This window comes from Abyssogena phaseoliformis symbiont OG214, assembly GCF_016592595.1.
Lineage (GTDB): Bacteria > Pseudomonadota > Gammaproteobacteria > PS1 > Pseudothioglobaceae > Ruthia.
On record NZ_AP012977.1, the window covers coordinates 660295 to 676819 of the forward strand.

Sequence of the window (16525 nt, forward strand, 5' to 3'; positions counted from 1 at the left end):
TAACCTTGAGAGTTATGAGTGGATAATACATAAAATATGTTGATTAATTTTATAAAAATGCACGGACTTGGTAACGACTTTATGGTGGTTGACAATCTTGCTGGTGATATTATTTTTAATACTGAACAAATAGCAAATTTATCCAATCGACATTTTGGCATTGGCTTTGACCAACTATTGGTGGTTGAAACTAGCAGCACAAAAGATGTTGATTTTCGTTATGTTATCTATAATGCTGATGGTTTAGAGGTGGAACAATGTGGCAATGGCGCGCGTTGTTTTGCGCGTTTTGTTAGTGAAAAAGGCTTAAGTAATAAAAATCCAATTGTTGTCGAAACTCGCTCTGGTATTATTAGTTTGCATCTGAATGCTGACAACGCAGCGCGTGTTGATATGGGGAAGCCTAGTCTTAATCCAGTTGATATCCCACTCCTCGTGCCACAACAAAGCGTACATTATCAAATTGAAGGGTTTGATTTAGGTGTTGTCTCAATTGGCAATCCTCATTGTGTCATGCTGGTTGAGGATGTTAATACTGTTGATGTTAGTAGCATTGCACCCAAAGTTCAACAAAGTAAATTGCTACCAAATCAAGCCAACATTGGCTTTATGCAAATTTTGAATACTCATGAAATTAACTTACGTGTTTATGAGCGCGGCTCTGGTGAAACTTTGGCTTGTGGCTCTGGCGCTTGTGCAGCGGTGGTTTATGGTGTTGAACAAGGCTTGTTAAAAGAAAATGTGGTTGCTCACTTGAATGGTGGCGATGCTTTGATTGAATACACACAGGGTGGACATGTATTTTTATCAGGTCCTGCACAATTTGTGTTTGAAGGACAAGTGGAAATTTAACAACTGACAGAAAAGACTTTTTTGTCTTTTAATCTGATAGCGCTTAATCGTCCATGCCAAATACAGCCGCGATCCATGGGATAAATGTGTGTTTGATTAACGCCTGACAAACTAGACCAATGACCAAAGAATATATCGGTATTTTTTAACAATCTATTTTTGTGCATAAACCAAGCTTGAAAGCCTTTTGGCGGATATGTGTAATTCATTTTATGACTAAATTCTAACTCGCCATTAGCTTTGCAAAAGCGTAGTCGCATTAGGGCATTAATAGTGTATCGACATTGTTCTAGTTCGGTCAAACCTGTAGACCAAATATTAGGCTTATTGTCATACATATTGTCTAAAAACTGTGAAATATTAGTACCTTGCAGATGTTTTTGCACTTGCTTAGATTGTTGAAGAAGTCTATCAGCATCCCAATTTGGTGGCACACCAGCATGAATCATGAGAACATTTTTATGCTTAATCATCAAAGGCTGGTTGCGCAGAAAGCCCAGTAGTGAATCTGCATCATTGGCATTGATAATATCCATAAACGTGTCTTTCTTATTAGGCTTTTTGCTACCCAGTGAACAAGCCAGTAAGTGAAAATCATGGTTGCCTAATACTATTGAAGCATTGCCTTTTAAATCTTTAATAAAGCGCAATGTGGCTAGAGATTTCTTCCCCCTATTAACCACATCACCTAAAAAAAATAGCTGGTCTTTGTCGCTTGAGAATTTAATTGTTTTTAACAAGGCTTGCAAGGCGTCAAAGCAACCTTGAATATCACCAATTAAATAATCCGACATTAATGTAGCGTATAAGGCTTGCTAAGCACAAATTCAGGAATTTGTACATTAAAACGCTCGCCATAGTCATCAACCATACCATAGGAGCCTTTCATGGAGCCAGTTAGGGTTTTGATAATGGCACCTGAGGTGTACTGAAAAGATTCTCCTGATACCAAATGAGGCTGTTGACCAATTACACCTTCGCCAATAACATCTTCAGTATGTCCAGTTTCATCTTGAATGCGCCAATGACGCGTTAAAAGTTGCACGCCAGCATTGCCTTTGTTGGTGATTGTAATGGTATAAGTATAGGCATATTGACTCGCATAAACATCCGATTGATGCTTTAAATAAGCCACTTTGACCTTTATTTCAATGTTGTTTTTCATGGTCTTGTGTTAAGGTAATAAAATTATCAATTGTTAGCATTTCAGCGCGCTGAAATAAATCAATAGCAGTTTGCTCTTGAGTGAGTATTGATTTTAAGCAATTCCTAAGTGTTTTTCTGCGTTGTGAAAATGCTAATTTTACAACTTTTTCAAGTGCTTTAATGTCTTTGGTTTTAGCTTGTGTTAAGGGTTTTAAATGTACAATAGCAGACTCTACTCTTGGTGCAGGGCTAAATGATTCTGGTGGTACGATAAAAATCATCTGAACATCAAAAAACGCTTGCATCATGACACTTAAACGTCCATATATTTTAGAACCATTGTTTGCTACCATTCTTTCTACAACTTCTTTTTGTAGCATGAAGGTCATGTCTTTTATTTTGTCTAAATTTTCAAGCAAATGAAAAAGAACAGGGGAAGAAATATTGTAAGGCAAATTTCCAACCACCCTAATTGGTGTAGGTAGGGTATTTAAATCGAATTTAAGCACATCGCCTTGATGAATGATTAAATTAGGATGTTTCAGTGATTCTAGCATTGAAATTAAATTTCGATCAATTTCAATGACGTTCAATTGGTCAACATAATCTAATAAGGGCAGTGTTATGGCGCCTTGCCCAGGGCCAATTTCTAGTAAACTATCATCACACTTTGGAGCAATGGTGGCAACAATACGGTCAATAATTCTATTATCAATAAGAAAATTTTGCCCAAAACGCTTGCGAGCTTTATGCATAAAATGATGCGCCTTGTGAAGGTTGACGTTTTTTACGATTGGCTACTAGCATTTGTGCATAATTCAGTGCAGTATTTAAGCTACCAAGGCTAATATTTCCAGTACCTGCAAGACTAAGTGCACTACCATGATCGACTGAGGTTCGGATAAATGGCAAACCCAATGTAATATTAACCGCTTTTTTAAATCCCAATGTTTTTAACACTGGCAAGCCTTGGTCGTGATACATGGTAAGCACACAATCAACACCAGTCAGCGCATCAGGTGTAAAGGCTGTATCAGCAGGCACACTGCCAACAAGATTGTACCCTTGGTTGTTTAGTTTTTTGATTAAAGGGTTGATAATTTCAACCTCTTCCATGCCTAAATAGCCATCTTCGCCTGCATGTGGATTTAAGCCACATACAACAATCTTAGGCGTGTCAATACCGTCATTTAATAAGAATTGATGAATAATACTAATGGTTTTTTGCAAAGATTGCGTGGTAATACTTTGAGGCACTTCTGAAAGCGGCATATGCGTGGTTGCTAGCGCAACCTTTAAATCATTTGTTGCCAACATCATGACTGTTTTATCAGTATTAGACAAGTTGGCTAAATATTCAGTATGCCCCGTAAAACTAACTCCTGCTTGGTTAATAACACCTTTATGTACTGGGCCAGTAACCAAAGCATCGCATTGTGAGTTAAGACAGCACTTAGTTGCATAATCAAGTGTATTTAATACATATTGTGCATTGTCTTTATTTAAAATGCCGCATTCTACAGGGGTGTTAATTTTAATTGGATAGACAGACAGCTCACAAGCTGAACTGACTTGCTCAGATTCAACAATTTTTATGTTTAAATTAAGTTGTTTTGCACGATTTAATAAAACATCTGGATCTGCAAACAACAAAAGATTTTTATTTAATTTTTTTTGAGCGTAAATGACAGCCAAATCAGGTCCGATGCCTGATGGTTCTCCAACAGTGAAAGCAATGGTCATTAGGTAAACATTGTGAGGTTTTTATACAATCGAAATTTATCCATGAAAGTAAATAAAATTATTTAAAAACAAGCACTTATATCAATAGGATAAAAGTGGGTTGCCCGTATTTAAAGAAAATAATAGACATGGTGTATTTTAATCATATAAAATTCTCGCTAAAGTTTATTTTTTTCACTTTAAAAAACAGGTCAACTATGGACTTATCAGTCTTATTATTCACATCAATTTTATTAATGTTTTCGCTGTCTTCTCAGGCACAAATTACATCATTTGGCTCGCCTTTGAAAGGCACAAATCAAAGTGTTAATAATTTTGAATCTATTTATAACGTCCAAGTGGTGAGTGGCATGTCACTTGATAAAAGAGCACTTTTGGGCGGCTCAGTCATTTCTTCTTCTCAGGTTAATTTACTTGCTCAAGTTTCTGGCGACGTGTTAAGCATTGGCGGTCAAGAGGGTGATATGTTTAAAAAGGGTTCAATTTTAGTCACATTAGAGCAAGAATCCATTCAAGCACAAAGGGATTCGGCTTATGCAGAAATTGCCTCAGCCAATGAGGCGCTTAGAAATGCAGGTGTTCAATATTCACAATCAATCGTATCGCCAAACTCAGGTGGCATGTTTGGTAGCGTACCAGGTATGTTTTCAATGTTTACTGATCCTATGTTAAAGATATCAGGACAAGGTAATCCAGATTTTGATAAGTTTGCCAATAGAACCTCTAGATACACAAACTATCAGCAGGCTAAGAATAAGCTCAAGCAAGCTGAATTGCATTTAAAGCAAGTTGAATCACGCTTAAAAGATGCCAATATTAGTGCGCCATTTGATGGTGTGATTGTGGCTAAAAGTATTAATAAGGGTGATGTTGTCCAACCTGGTCAAATTTTAATAAAATTTGCCAATATTAAAAATCTTCAAGTCGAAGTAAATGTGCCTTCAAGACTAGTCAGAAGCCTTAAACTTAACAAAACATACCGCATTAAATTGGACATTGCTAATATTGTGGTTGATGCCAAACTTTCACAAATTTATCCCATTGCAGATAATGCCAAACACAGTGTTAAAGTTAAGTTTGATTTGCCAGCTAATGTGCCAGTATTGTCAGGCGCATATGCAGAGGTAGAAATTTTTGAAACAGATTCTGGCGTACTAACACCTATTATTCCTGAGGTGGCTATTATGTGGCGTTCTTCACTGCCAAGTGTGTTTGTTATTAACTCATCAACCAATAAAACAGAGTTAAGATTCATACGTTTAGGCGAACAAGTTGGCAAGGATAAGAAAAGCGTTCTATCAGGTTTGAAAATTGGCGAAAGAATTGTTGCCAATCCGAACATCTTAATGGTTTCAGGCATGAGTATTTAATTTAATTATGGCAAATAAAAATCACGTTGATCAGGCAAAAATTGATGAGGCGTACAAAGAGTTTGAAAAGATTGACGGGACCTATAAAGAATTTGAGTTAGGTATTGCTGGGAAGCTTACCAAGGCTTTCATTATTTCACCATTATCTATTATCATATTCTTCGCTATGTTGGGTGCGGGTATTATTGGTTTAATTTCAACCCCAAGACAAGAAGACCCTCAAATTTCTGTGCCACTTATTGACTTATTTGTTGAATATCCAGGCGCTTCTTCTGAGGAAGTGTCAAATATTATTGTTAAGCCTTTAGAGCGTTTAATGTCAAATATTTTAGGCGTTAAGCATGTTTATTCTGTTAGTGATAAAAGCCAAGGCATTATTACTGTTGAGTTTGATGTGGGTCAGGAAATGAACGCCTCTATTATCAAAGTGCGTGACAAAATGTTAGCAAATCTTGATTTTATGCCGCCAGGTGTTAGGCAGCCACTCATTAAGCCTAAAGAGATTGATGACGTGCCAATTATTAATTTAACACTTTGGTCAAAATCACTTGATGATGGGCAGTTGCGTTCATTGGGCTTGGAGTTGTTACAACAACTCGCCAAGGTTAAAGATACTAACAACGGTTTTATTGTTGGCGGACGTAAGGAAATTTTCCATATTGATGCTTATCCAGGTCGTTTAGCTGGACATGGTATCTCCATTCAACAAATTGCTAACACAGTTGGGAATGCTAACGTCAGGGGGCATACAGGTAATATTGAGCTAAATGGCTTTAAGATGGAAGTCTATTCAGGTGATTTTTTTAGTAAAGTTGAAGATATTGAAAACTTAGTCATTATAGTTAGCGATGGTAAGCCAATTTATATACGTGATGTGGCTGATGTATATTATGCCCCAGAAGATGCTGAGCACATGGTTACTTATTACACGGGAAAAGCAAACAAAACAGGCAAAAAAGCTACTGGTGAACAAGCTGTAACCATTGCCATTGCAAAGAAATATGGTACTAATGGTGTAGAAGTAGCTGAAAATATTCTCGCTAAAGTTGAAGAATTAAAGGGCAGATTAATTCCTGATAATGTAGAAGTTAGCGTCACTAGAAATTACGGAGAATCTGCAAAAAATAAAGTAAACGCTTTGATTAAAAAATTATTTATTGCCACAGGTGCGGTAACTGTGCTTGTTTGGTTTGCTTTGGGCATTCGTCCAGCTATTGTTGTCACACTGGTTATTCCAGTTGTATTATTGATGACCATTTTTTCTGCATGGATGCTGGGTATGACCATTGATAGGGTGAGTTTATTTGCCCTAATTTTCTCAATTGGTATTTTAGTGGATGATGCAATTGTTGTTACCGAGAATATTTATAGGCGGTGGTTGATTGATAATAAAATCACCATTGGTACTGCAATTGACGCAGTGCGTGAAGTGGGTAACCCAACAATTTTAGCAACTTTTACTGTGGTGGCAGCTTTAATGCCCATGGCAGCAGTTAGTGGCATGATGGGTCCATACATGGCGCCGATTCCTGTATTAGGATCGGTTGCAATGATGTTTTCATTATTTGCAGCATTCGTTTTTACGCCTTATTTTATTATGGTGTTTGTGCCACCTTTAAATGTATTGCACAAAATGCACAAAAAAGAAGAAAAAAAAGCAAAGATTATGTTTGCCTTTTTTCATTCAACCATTTCTAAGTTGTTCAATACAAAAATATATGGCTGGAGTTTCTTAATTGGATTGGTCGTTGCTTTTTTTATATCAATGTCAATGTTCTATACTACTTCGGTTCCTGTGAAAATGTTGCCACTGGATAATAAGTCTGAATTTGGCGTGGTATTAGATATGCCTGATGGTACAGCACTAGCAAATACCGCTTCAACCTTGCATAAAATGGCACAAGTGTTGCGTAACATGCCAGAAGTGGTTGCCATTCAATCTTATTCAGGCACTGCCAAGCCTTTTGATTTTAACGGATTGGTAAGACATTATTATTTAAGACAAACCCCTTCAGAAGGTGAATTACAAATTCAGTTAATTGGAAAGTCAGAGCGTGATCGCTCTAGTCATGAGATTGCTTTAGAGGCAAGAACTCTGGTTAAACAAATTGTGGAAGATGCAGGTGCTAATTACGCTGTTGTTGAAATGCCGCCAGGTCCTCCAGTGTTGCGCCCTGTAGTTGCTGAAGTGTATGGTCCAGATAAAGAAACACGCCGCAAACTTGCAAACGACTTGACAGAATTATTTAAAGAATCTGGCACAATGACAGATGTTGATAATCTAATGCGTGACAAATATCCCGTTATTGATTTTCAAGTGGATACAGCAAAAGCCTCTCGATTTGGTGTTAGTGTGATGACCATTAAAGAAACACTTTCTATGGCTATGAGTAGTTTTAATGTAGGTACAATTCGATTAAAAAACGCACTTGAGCCTTCACGTATTTGTCTACAAATACCGTTATCTAAACGCTCTCAATTGTCTTATTTAACTCAATTGCCCGTACCTTCACAACATGGCGGTATGATTCCAATTTCGGAGCTAGGCTCGTTTAGTTATAAAAAGCAAGATGACTTAATTTTCCACAAAGATTTAGCAGATGTTGAATATGTATTGGGCGAGCCTAAGGGTCGCTTAAGTGCGCCCATTTATGCAATGATGGGTGTGGATGACTTGCTGCTTAAGTATCAAACGATTGATGGCAAGCAATTACGAGGTGAATATCTAGGACCGCCAAAAGATCAAACTGTTCCAAGTTTTGAATGGACAGGAGAATGGACGGTTACTTATGAGACTTTCCGTGACATGGGTAGTGCATTTGCTGTGGCATTGGTAGTGATTTATATGCTGGTTGTATGGCAGTTTGGTAATTTTATTATTCCAGCTGTTATTATGGCGCCAATTCCATTAACACTATTAGGCATTGTTCCAGGTCATTGGTTGTTAGGTGCAGAATTTACAGCCACTTCAATGATTGGCTGGATTGCATTGGCAGGTATTATTGTACGAAACTCTATTTTATTAGTTGACTTTACGGTTCAAGAATATGCCAAAGGCATGCCATTTTTTGATGCAGTGATTAATTCATGCTCTTCACGCACACGACCTATTATGATTACTGCATTTGCATTGGTTGGGGGCTCTAGTGTTATTTTGTCAGACCCTATCTTTCAAGGCATGGCAATTTCGTTGTTATTTGGCGTACTGATTTCTACCGTACTTACTCTAATTGTAATTCCATTAGGCACTTTGTCTGCTGGTGAGGCTGCTTGCAGGAATATTGCAGTTAACATGGGACTTCTTCCTGATGATGCAGATGCAGATGCAAAATACAATGTTGCAAAGCCAGTCAAAGCTAAAAAATCAAAATCTGAAAAGACAAGCAAAGACCCTAAAGAGTGGATAAAAATGGTACTGGGCAGAAAGGACCAAACTAAAGAGGCTAGTGGTGAAAAAATAGACACCAACGGACTATTGAAGAAAGAAGATAAGAGTGATTTATGATTCGAAACATTAAAACAATAATAGTCATTATCGCTATTATTGTTTTTGTTTAAGTCTGCTAACGCCTTTTGGCCTTCAGAGCTTGTTAAGTACTCTACTGCTCAATTTATAGACGGTGATAATACACTCGCGCCCTTTGTTGCACAAAAGAGAAAGATTATTAATAAGGAAAGAATGACATCGGGGAAGGGCGCTATAAATCATATTGTTTATTTGCCTGTATATATTCCCACACCGATTGTGTCTTACTATCCGGTGTATATTTCCATCTTCATTCCTACTAACTTTTTAACTCATTAACTCGCCCTTGACTTGTAAATCAGCATGGTAAGAAGAGCGTACCATAGGTCCACTAGTAACTTGGACAAAACCTAGCTTAAGTGCAATTTTTTTGTATTTATCAAATTGATTCGGATGAATATACGCCTCAACAGCTAAATGATGTTTACTTGGCTGTAAATACTGACCTAGGGTAAGCATGTCTACATTGTGCGTGCGTAAGTCTTTTAATACATCAATAACTTGTTTTTCACTTTCACTCACCCCTAGCATTAATCCTGATTTGGTAATGACAAATGGGTGTTGTTGTTTAAATTCTTTAAGCAGTCTTAATGAATACTCGTAATTTGCACCAGGTCGAACTTTTGGATATAAGCTTGGCACTGTTTCTAGATTATGGTTAAAGACATCAGGCGAGCAAGATTTAAAGACTTCAAGTGCTTTATCAATCCTACCTCTGAAATCTGGTGTTAAAATTTCAATCTTTACTTTGGGTGTGCTTAGCCTGATATTATCAATGCACATTTTAAAATGTTGAGCGCCGCCATCACGTAAATCATCCCTATCTACTGACGTGATTACCACATATTTAAGTTGCATTTTTTTAATGGTATCAGCCAAATGTTTAGGTTCATCTACATCAAGCGCCTTTGGCTTGCCATGAGCCACATCGCAAAATGGGCAACGACGTGTGCAAATTTGCCCCATAATCATAAAAGTGGCAGTACCATGATTAAAACACTCGCTTAAATTTGGACATTGTGCTTCTTCACAAACTGTAAATAACCTTTGTGATCGAAGTGTGTTTTTTAATTCATCAACTTTTGAGCCAGCAATGTGTTTAATGCGGATCCAACTTGGTTTTCTAATGGGTAATCTGTCAGTATCGGGCTTAATTTTTAAGCGCGCCACTTTGGATTTGCCTTTTAGGCTTTTAATGTCTATTTCTTGTAACATGATTAATAAGTATTTGGCTAAGCTTCTCAGCAACGATATTTAAGGTATCGCTATTATCCGTTAAATCACAAAGCTGTGTTACTTTCAAGCCTTGATATCCACAAGGATTAATTTGCATAAATGGAGACAAATCCATATCCACATTAAGACTCAAACCATGATAAGTTCTTGATTGTTTAACCTTTAAGCCCAGCGCTGCAATTTTAGCGTTATTAACATACACACCAGGTGCGCCTGATTTTAGATGTGCTTTAATGGTGTAAGTTTTTAATAAATCAATGATTGAATTTTCAATGACTTCAATCATTTTTTTAACCCCAATGTTAAGACGTTTAAGGTCAATTAAGCAATAAATAACCGCTTGACCAGGGCCATGATAAGTAATTTGTCCGCCACGATCGGTTTGAATAATGGGAATATTACTGCTTGATAAAACATGCTCTGGTTTACTAGAAATACCTTGCGTAAACACAGGGCTGTGCTCTACAATCCACAACTCATCTTGGGTATTTTTATCACGAGCATTAGTAAATATTTTCATCTGTTCCCAGATGTTTAAATAGTCTTGACGCCCTAAGTTGATAATACGCATAAGAATTTATAAAACATAAGACACTAGGTGGCAGTCTTGTAAATCTTGATTAATGGCATCTAATTGAGCTCTACTACTGGCAATAATACGAATGGTAAAAGATACATAACTACCTTTAGAACTGTGCTTTTTTGTTATTTGATTGGGGTGTAATTTATCAATGTGGCGCTCAACAATGCTGCAAATTGTGTGCTGAAGTGCTTTACAATCTTTGCCAAGTATCTTAATAGGGTAATCGCAAGGAAAATTAAACAGTGTTTCTGAAGTGGGATTAGTGGTAGTCATATCAAGTGATTTTATCTTTTGTTACTATAAAATAGGATCTGTTTTAATAATTTCAAGTATTCATGCGTCCTGAACAAGTCAGTAAAATCCTTAATGAAGAGTTAATATCAGTGATGCACGGTCATCATACACCTGTTATGTTATGGGGCGCACCAGGAATTGGCAAGTCTCAAATCATCTCTCAAGTGGCGACCAAGAATGGGGTCAACATCATTGATATTCGCTTATCACAAATGGAGCCTAGTGACCTTCGTGGTATACCGTTTAAAAATGGAGATTTGGTTGACTGGTCAGTGCCTTCATTATTGCCCGATTCAAAGCGTCATGGCGAGCAAGGTATTTTGTTTCTTGATGAAATTACCTCAGCACCACCGACCGTATCAGCAGCGGCTTATCAACTCATTCTTGACCGTCGTTTAGGTGATTATATTGTGCCTGAGGGTTGGGTGATATTTGCTGCAGGTAATCGCCAAGGTGATCGAGGTGTTACTTATTCCATGCCCGCACCTTTGGCAAATCGATTTTCACATTTTGAGCTTGATGTTAACTTGGATGATTGGGTGGCATGGGCATATGAAAACAACATTGATGAGCGTATTATTGGTTTTTTACGCTACCGTCCTGAGCATTTGTTTGAGTTTGACGCTAAACACAATCCAGTTGCCTTTCCTTCGCCAAGAACTTGGGAATTTGTACATCGGGCGCTGAATAAATTTGGCACTGATTTGTCTTTATTTAGGCAGGCTGCTAGCGCTTGTGTTGGTGAAGTGGCAGGGGTTGAAATTACCACGTTTGTTGAACACATGGCTGACTTGCCTGATCTTGATGCTATTATTAATGGCGAAAGCGTCTCAATTCCCAAAGAGCTTGATTTGCAATATGCAATTTGTGCAGCACTAACAGGTAGAGCAATCGATGTTAAAGGCACCGACCATGCTGAAAAAGTGTGGGGTAATATTCTTAATTTTGCTAAAAATTTTCCACAAAAAGAATTGGGCGTTATGCTAGTATCAGATATGCAGCGCGCCATTGGTGGTGATATTTTTACCATTCCTGAATTTGCTGATTGGGCAAATAAAATTGCCGATGTCATGTTTGACTAAAACTGATGATTAGCCTTAATCAAAATAACACTCATCCAATAATGCTATTTTTACGTTCAGGATTTAGGGTGTTTTTTATGGTAGCAGGTTTAGTTAGTGTTTTTTCACACATTGATACTAACCAGCAATATCAACAGTACTATTTGGCATGTACATGAGATGATTTTTGCCTACACAATGGCAGTTATTGTGGGTTTTTTACTAACTGCTGTTAAAAATTGGACAGGTGTGCAAACTTTATGTGGCAAGCCTTTATTGATGCTTTTGGTATTAGTTTGATTACCATTGGCATGATGAGCCGAGTAAGTCTAGGTCATACAGGTAATGATGTTTTCAATCTACCTAAAAAACTCAATTTAATTTTCGTATTATTGACATTATCTTTTGTGTTTAGAGTTATTTTTCCGGTGTTAGACAAGGTATATTACAATGAGTGGATTTCAATAGCACAATTCTTATGGATTAGTGCTTTTATGGGGTTTTTACTTATTTATACACCACTATTTTTCAAGCCTAGAATTGATGGTCAATTTGGATAATGAAAATAGCTGATGAACTTTTAATCTTGACTAGAGAACATCACATGTTACTATCGTTAGCAAACAAGTGCGTTAACACGGCAAAATCAAACAACGCTTCTAATGTTAAAGATTTATGTTTACAGATATCAAAAACATTTAAATCTACTTTTTCTGAGAATTTTGAAACAGAAGAGCTGACAATTTTCATGCCTTTAAAACATAAATCAGGCTCGCTTTTTAAATTATGCAACCAACTGATTGATGAGCATCAACAATTGTACCAATTGGCACAAGATTTGCCCAATCATCCAGAATGCTTACTAGCCTTTGGTAACTTATTAAAGTCTCATTCTCGATTAGAAGACAGGCAACTATTTCCAAAGATTGATTTATTATCAAACAGTGAAAAACTTGCTATTATTAAATTAAGTTCATGTCATACATCCCCCATGCTTAAAATATGAGTAAATCAGACTGCCAGTTTTGGCAAAACAGTAATATTGAGCTTGAACCGCAGGTAAGAGTTATTGGCGAAGATGTTATGATTGAAAACAACATTGACAAGATTGATTTACAAGCAGTTGAGGTAAAGCTAACTAAAGCACGTACACAACTTATTCTTGACAAGCCTTTTCTGGGTAATTTAGTACTTAGACTACCGCTTAAAGCCGCTGGCTCTTGGTGTAGGACCAGTGCAACTGACGCTAAAAGTTTTTATTATAACCCAAGTTTTATTGACCAGCTTGATAATCATCAAGTTAAGTTTGTGCTCATTCATGAAGCTTTGCATTGTGCATTAACGCATTTTTCTCGCCGTGGCAATCGGCTTAAACATAAATGGGATTTGGCCTGTGATTTTGCCATTAATCCACTTTTGGTAAAAGAGGGGTTTCATCCACCCCTTGATTTACCTATTTTTCATAAATATCAAGGCATGATTGCAGAAGAAATCTACCCAATGATTGATGATAGTATTGATACTGATCCCATGGATCAGCATTTATATGATGACAACCCAAAAGATGATGCGAGTGAGTCTGATGGTGGATTGCGCGAGGACGACTTACAAGATAATTCAGCAAAAGACAATGGCAAAGATAATCACAAAAACAATACAACTTCTTCTGGCTTGGCAGATAAGCCCAACCCCTTAACGTCAGATGAAATTCAACAATTAAGCAGCAAATGGCAAAAAAATCTTGCCTCAAGCGCACAACTTGCACAACAAGCCGGAAAATTAGACGGTGAATTTGTTAAATTAATTGATTTTTTCTTGCAACCTCAGTTTTCTTGGCAGTCTTTGTTATCACAATATATGGTTAGTTTTGCACGTGACGATTTTTCCTATGCTAGGCCATCACGTCGTAGTGGCGATGCAATATTGCCATCACTTAGATCTAGCCAAATTGATATTACTGTTGCCATTGACACTTCTGGCTCAATCTCTGAAGATGAAATTGATGAGTTTGTAACAGAAATTAATGCCATTAAAAGTAACATACGCGCCTCAATTACATTAATTGCTTGTGATGAAAAAGTCAGTAAAGAACTAATATGGCATTTTGAAGCTTGGGACGAACTAACATTTCCAGCGTCATTAGGTGGCGGTAAAGGCACTAATTTTAATCCTGTGTTTGATTATGTTAATGCGCAAGACATTGCTTCCAGTGTGCTGATTTACTTTACTGATGCCAAAGGCAAGTTTCCAGAATTTGAACCAAACTATCCAGTGATGTGGCTTGTTAAAGGTAAGGAAAATGTGCCGTGGGGTCGTCGTATTCAATTAAATTAATTACATGAAAGACTTCACACCATCTGAGTTAGAGACGTATTTAAAACACAATCATTCATTAATGCTAGATGTTCGCGAACAATGGGAGTGGGACAAGTGTCATTTTGACGAGGCAAGATTACTGCCCATAGGGGAAATTATGACCAGCCTAGATAACCTTGGATAAGTCAGAAGAAACGGTACTTATTTGTCATCACGGTATTCGTTCAATGCGCAAGTTGCGCGTTATTTTGAGTCTATTGGTTTTGGTCGTGTTATCAACTTACGTGGTGGGATTGATGCCTGGGCTAAACAACTTGATGATTCAATGGTGCAATACTAGTGGCTAAGTAATTTTGTCGGTATTCTTTGAGAATTATTTCTGTTATGCCAACAAAAGCCTGTATGTTGCTTAGTTGTGTATGATTTCCATTGGCTAGTGTAAATTCTAATTTGTTTTGTTGTGTATTGATGGATTTGAGCTGTGAATAAGAGCTATCAGCCGATGGTATTGTTTTATCTAAAAAGTCATTAGCCCACTGAACAGCAAACTGAGCGCGAACTGGGTTATAACTAGAGTCAATAGCAGTTTTGTCTTTATTGGCAATAACATTGCTAACATACAACGCATCATACAAACTTCTCCAGCGAACATTAATTGCATTTAGCGCAAAGCGCGCACTGGAAATTGGCACGACTAATTGTTGCGCTGCAATGATTGCAATTTCATCATCTACATTGTCCACCTGAATCGAAAAATCAGTAGGTTCAGGCAGTAAGTAGTTGATCTTTTGCAAGAATTGTTTATAGATTGTAAAGTCAAAACTGGATTGATGTTTAATATGCCACTGGTCAATTTTATTTTGTAAGTTGTCACGTGTTTGCAATAATTGTATATTGCATGCTGTTAACAATGTCTGCCAATGATGAAAAAAAATCATCAGTTTTAATACTTAAACCCGGCATCACTTCTTGGTCTATAAATTGATATAAATCTTGATTGATGCTTAAATTGTGAATGATTTGATATTGGGTATTCAGCATTTGATTTCTTCCTTAATGACAATAATACCGTCTTGGTCAGCATATAAATAAGCACCAGGCATAAAATCAACACCTGAAAAACTCACTTTTATGTGTTTTTCTCCTATTTTTTTTAACACTTTTTAAAGGATGCACCCCTAGTGCGCGCACGCTAATTGGCATTGAGTTGATAATTTCAGCATCTCTAATAAATCCATAAATAACAACACCTGCCCAGTGGTTTCTAAATGGCCTTGGCTGCCAACTGATCGCCCAACATAGCACAACGTTTAGAGCCTCCAGCGTTGACAACCAGTACTTTGTTTTTACCATTAGTGCCTAATACTTCCTTGACCAATGAATTGTCCTCAAAACACTTAACTGTTTCAATTTGTCCTGAGAAACTTGTTAAAACGCTATAAGTATGAAGTTGATTTTACGTATTGCACCTCAGGGTGTAATTTGTCTGATATATCTGCTGTTGTTGGTTGCGTCATCATTTTGTATTATAAATTTAAGACATTCTGTCTTCAGGTTTGTAAGGGTAATAATCTTTAGCATTTCCCTGTCTAAGGTTGTCTTGTATTGTTTGCCAATAGTTAACATCCAGTAATTTTTTATAATGCTGGTTAAATATCTGTCTATTTTTACGATCAAAAAACATAAAAAATTTAAACTCTTCTGGAAACACATCATTTGGACCTAGGTAATACCAAGGTTCAGATGCCATTTCATCTTTTTCATATTTAGCATTTGTAATTTTTCTAAAAACAGGACTATTCATTGATATTATTTCATCGTAATCATAAAAAACCACTCGATTTTGTCGAGTCACGTCAAAAATTTTAGTGAGCATATCCCCAGGAAAAATGTTAATATTAATAAGCTCATCAATGGCGCTGCCATAATCATTAATAATATGCTTTAATTGCTTATCATTTGCATTGTTGATGTATAGGTTTAACGGTATCATTTTATTTTCCATATACAGGTTTCTTAATAATCAAAAGATCTCCTTCTATAGAGATGCTAGAGCCCACTTTATCAGTCAACTCTTTTAATAAATCCGAGCCTAAATCACGAATGGGAAATGCCACATTGGAAAACTCCCAAGTATCGGCCAAACGTCCAATTCTACAATGGCTTTTAACAAAGAAATATTTATCTTTAACCTTTTTTGGTGTGCTTGATTTAGAAGGTGTAAATTTATCGTTAATCACTTTAAAAACATAAGGAAACATGGGAAAAGTGAATACGGTCATTACCATGCCTTTGATGCCTGGCGCAATAATTAACTTTTCATCGGTGTCACCTTTAGAGTATTTTAAAAATGTTCTATAAAGCAAAGTCTTACCATGTTTGTGCAAGCCAATTGCGC

General features: G+C 36.9%; 21 protein-coding genes and 1 pseudogene. 9 read left to right on the plus strand and 13 right to left on the minus strand.

Annotated features, from left to right (window positions below):
* The first annotated feature begins 36 nt into the window (after positions 1 to 36).
* The gene (dapF, locus tag CVPH_RS04335) at positions 37 to 852 is read left to right on the plus strand and encodes a diaminopimelate epimerase (protein ID WP_201342278.1); all 816 of its coding nucleotides are present in this window, start codon (positions 37 to 39) and stop codon (positions 850 to 852) included.
* On the opposite strand, the gene CVPH_RS04340 is transcribed toward dapF, so the two are convergent.
* From CVPH_RS04340 to pdxA, 4 genes are read right to left on the minus strand one after another with little or no spacing between them, the layout of a single operon-like run.
* Positions 849 to 1646, minus strand: a complete 798-nt coding sequence (locus CVPH_RS04340; RefSeq protein ID WP_201342279.1) for a symmetrical bis(5'-nucleosyl)-tetraphosphatase — start codon at positions 1644 to 1646, stop codon at positions 849 to 851. The genes dapF and CVPH_RS04340 overlap by 4 nt on opposite strands.
* Positions 1646 to 2017 carry a Co2+/Mg2+ efflux facilitator ApaG/CorD gene (gene apaG / locus CVPH_RS04345; RefSeq protein ID WP_201342280.1) on the minus strand — a complete coding sequence of 124 codons (372 nt, stop codon included), beginning with the start codon at positions 2015 to 2017 and terminating at the stop codon, positions 1646 to 1648. Before apaG ends, CVPH_RS04340 begins: the two co-directional genes overlap by 1 nt.
* Positions 2001 to 2753 (minus strand): 16S rRNA (adenine(1518)-N(6)/adenine(1519)-N(6))-dimethyltransferase RsmA, encoded by a 753-nt coding sequence (gene rsmA / locus CVPH_RS04350; RefSeq protein ID WP_201342281.1) that lies wholly within the window; start codon positions 2751 to 2753, stop codon positions 2001 to 2003. The genes apaG and rsmA overlap by 17 nt, the downstream gene beginning before the upstream one ends.
* Positions 2746 to 3741 carry a 4-hydroxythreonine-4-phosphate dehydrogenase PdxA gene (pdxA, locus tag CVPH_RS04355; protein ID WP_201342282.1) on the minus strand — a complete coding sequence of 332 codons (996 nt, stop codon included), beginning with the start codon at positions 3739 to 3741 and terminating at the stop codon, positions 2746 to 2748. The genes rsmA and pdxA overlap by 8 nt, the downstream gene beginning before the upstream one ends.
* A gap of 197 nt (positions 3742 to 3938) precedes the next feature.
* Here pdxA and CVPH_RS04360 point away from each other — a divergent pair, with 197 nt between their 5' ends.
* Both CVPH_RS04360 and CVPH_RS04365 read left to right on the plus strand, forming a co-directional pair.
* Positions 3939 to 5111 carry an efflux RND transporter periplasmic adaptor subunit gene (locus tag CVPH_RS04360; RefSeq protein ID WP_201342283.1) on the plus strand — a complete coding sequence of 391 codons (1173 nt, stop codon included), beginning with the start codon at positions 3939 to 3941 and terminating at the stop codon, positions 5109 to 5111.
* A 7-nt stretch (positions 5112 to 5118) separates the two neighbouring features.
* Entirely contained in the window at positions 5119 to 8616 is a 3498-nt protein-coding gene (locus CVPH_RS04365; RefSeq protein ID WP_201342284.1) for an efflux RND transporter permease subunit, read from the plus strand.
* 288 nt (positions 8617 to 8904) lie between these two features.
* Here the strand turns inward: CVPH_RS04365 and lipA are convergent, their stop codons facing one another.
* From lipA to CVPH_RS04380, 3 genes are read right to left on the minus strand one after another with little or no spacing between them, the layout of a single operon-like run.
* Positions 8905 to 9852: a lipoyl synthase gene (gene lipA / locus CVPH_RS04370; RefSeq protein ID WP_201342285.1), complete on the minus strand. Its 948-nt coding sequence runs from the start codon at positions 9850 to 9852 to the stop codon at positions 8905 to 8907.
* Positions 9830 to 10444 carry a lipoyl(octanoyl) transferase LipB gene (gene lipB / locus CVPH_RS04375; protein ID WP_201342286.1) on the minus strand — a complete coding sequence of 205 codons (615 nt, stop codon included), beginning with the start codon at positions 10442 to 10444 and terminating at the stop codon, positions 9830 to 9832. The genes lipA and lipB overlap by 23 nt, the downstream gene beginning before the upstream one ends.
* Positions 10445 to 10450: 6 nt before the next feature.
* A complete protein-coding gene (locus CVPH_RS04380) occupies positions 10451 to 10729 on the minus strand; it encodes a YbeD family protein (RefSeq protein WP_201342287.1) in 279 nt (92 codons plus the stop codon).
* A 62-nt stretch (positions 10730 to 10791) separates the two neighbouring features.
* Here CVPH_RS04380 and CVPH_RS04385 point away from each other — a divergent pair, with 62 nt between their 5' ends.
* From CVPH_RS04385 to CVPH_RS10120, 6 genes are all read left to right on the plus strand, one after another.
* Entirely contained in the window at positions 10792 to 11832 is a 1041-nt protein-coding gene (locus CVPH_RS04385) for an AAA family ATPase (protein ID WP_201342288.1), read from the plus strand.
* Positions 11833 to 11928: 96 nt separating this feature from the next.
* Positions 11929 to 12111, plus strand: coding sequence for an NnrS family protein (locus tag CVPH_RS04390; protein WP_201342289.1), 183 nt, complete (start codon positions 11929 to 11931; stop codon positions 12109 to 12111).
* Positions 12072 to 12371 carry an NnrS family protein gene (locus CVPH_RS04395; RefSeq protein ID WP_201342290.1) on the plus strand — a complete coding sequence of 100 codons (300 nt, stop codon included), beginning with the start codon at positions 12072 to 12074 and terminating at the stop codon, positions 12369 to 12371. Before CVPH_RS04390 ends, CVPH_RS04395 begins: the two co-directional genes overlap by 40 nt.
* On the plus strand, positions 12371 to 12817 hold the full coding sequence (locus tag CVPH_RS04400; RefSeq protein ID WP_342590470.1) for a hemerythrin domain-containing protein: 447 nt from the start codon (positions 12371 to 12373) through the stop codon (positions 12815 to 12817). Before CVPH_RS04395 ends, CVPH_RS04400 begins: the two co-directional genes overlap by 1 nt.
* A 77-nt stretch (positions 12818 to 12894) precedes the next feature.
* Complete coding sequence (locus CVPH_RS04405; RefSeq protein ID WP_201342426.1) at positions 12895 to 14145, plus strand: vWA domain-containing protein; 1251 nt, start codon at positions 12895 to 12897, stop codon at positions 14143 to 14145.
* Between the two features lie 4 nt (positions 14146 to 14149).
* Complete coding sequence (locus tag CVPH_RS10120) at positions 14150 to 14311, plus strand: rhodanese-like domain-containing protein (protein WP_225879806.1); 162 nt, start codon at positions 14150 to 14152, stop codon at positions 14309 to 14311.
* Positions 14312 to 14432: 121 nt separating this feature from the next.
* Here CVPH_RS10120 and CVPH_RS04415 read toward each other — a convergent pair whose 3' ends face one another.
* The 6 genes and pseudogenes from CVPH_RS04415 to CVPH_RS10465 all read right to left on the minus strand — a co-directional run bounded on the left by CVPH_RS04415 (position 14433) and on the right by CVPH_RS10465 (position 16493).
* A complete protein-coding gene (locus CVPH_RS04415; RefSeq protein ID WP_201342292.1) occupies positions 14433 to 15011 on the minus strand; it encodes an aldolase/citrate lyase/malate synthase family protein in 579 nt (192 codons plus the stop codon).
* Positions 14998 to 15168 carry a hypothetical protein gene (locus CVPH_RS04420; RefSeq protein WP_201342293.1) on the minus strand — a complete coding sequence of 57 codons (171 nt, stop codon included), beginning with the start codon at positions 15166 to 15168 and terminating at the stop codon, positions 14998 to 15000. The genes CVPH_RS04415 and CVPH_RS04420 overlap by 14 nt, the downstream gene beginning before the upstream one ends.
* Positions 15162 to 15432, minus strand: a pseudogene (locus CVPH_RS11205) (RraA family protein). Before CVPH_RS11205 ends, CVPH_RS04420 begins: the two are co-directional and overlap by 7 nt.
* A complete protein-coding gene (locus tag CVPH_RS10745) occupies positions 15392 to 15505 on the minus strand; it encodes an RraA family protein (protein ID WP_281064672.1) in 114 nt (37 codons plus the stop codon). Before CVPH_RS10745 ends, CVPH_RS11205 begins: the two are co-directional and overlap by 41 nt.
* A 156-nt stretch (positions 15506 to 15661) precedes the next feature.
* Positions 15662 to 16120: an isocitrate dehydrogenase kinase/phosphatase-domain containing protein gene (locus CVPH_RS10460; RefSeq protein WP_245396182.1), complete on the minus strand. Its 459-nt coding sequence runs from the start codon at positions 16118 to 16120 to the stop codon at positions 15662 to 15664.
* A 1-nt stretch (position 16121) separates the two neighbouring features.
* Complete coding sequence (locus CVPH_RS10465; protein ID WP_342590471.1) at positions 16122 to 16493, minus strand: isocitrate dehydrogenase kinase/phosphatase-domain containing protein; 372 nt, start codon at positions 16491 to 16493, stop codon at positions 16122 to 16124.
* Positions 16494 to 16525 lie beyond the last annotated feature (32 nt).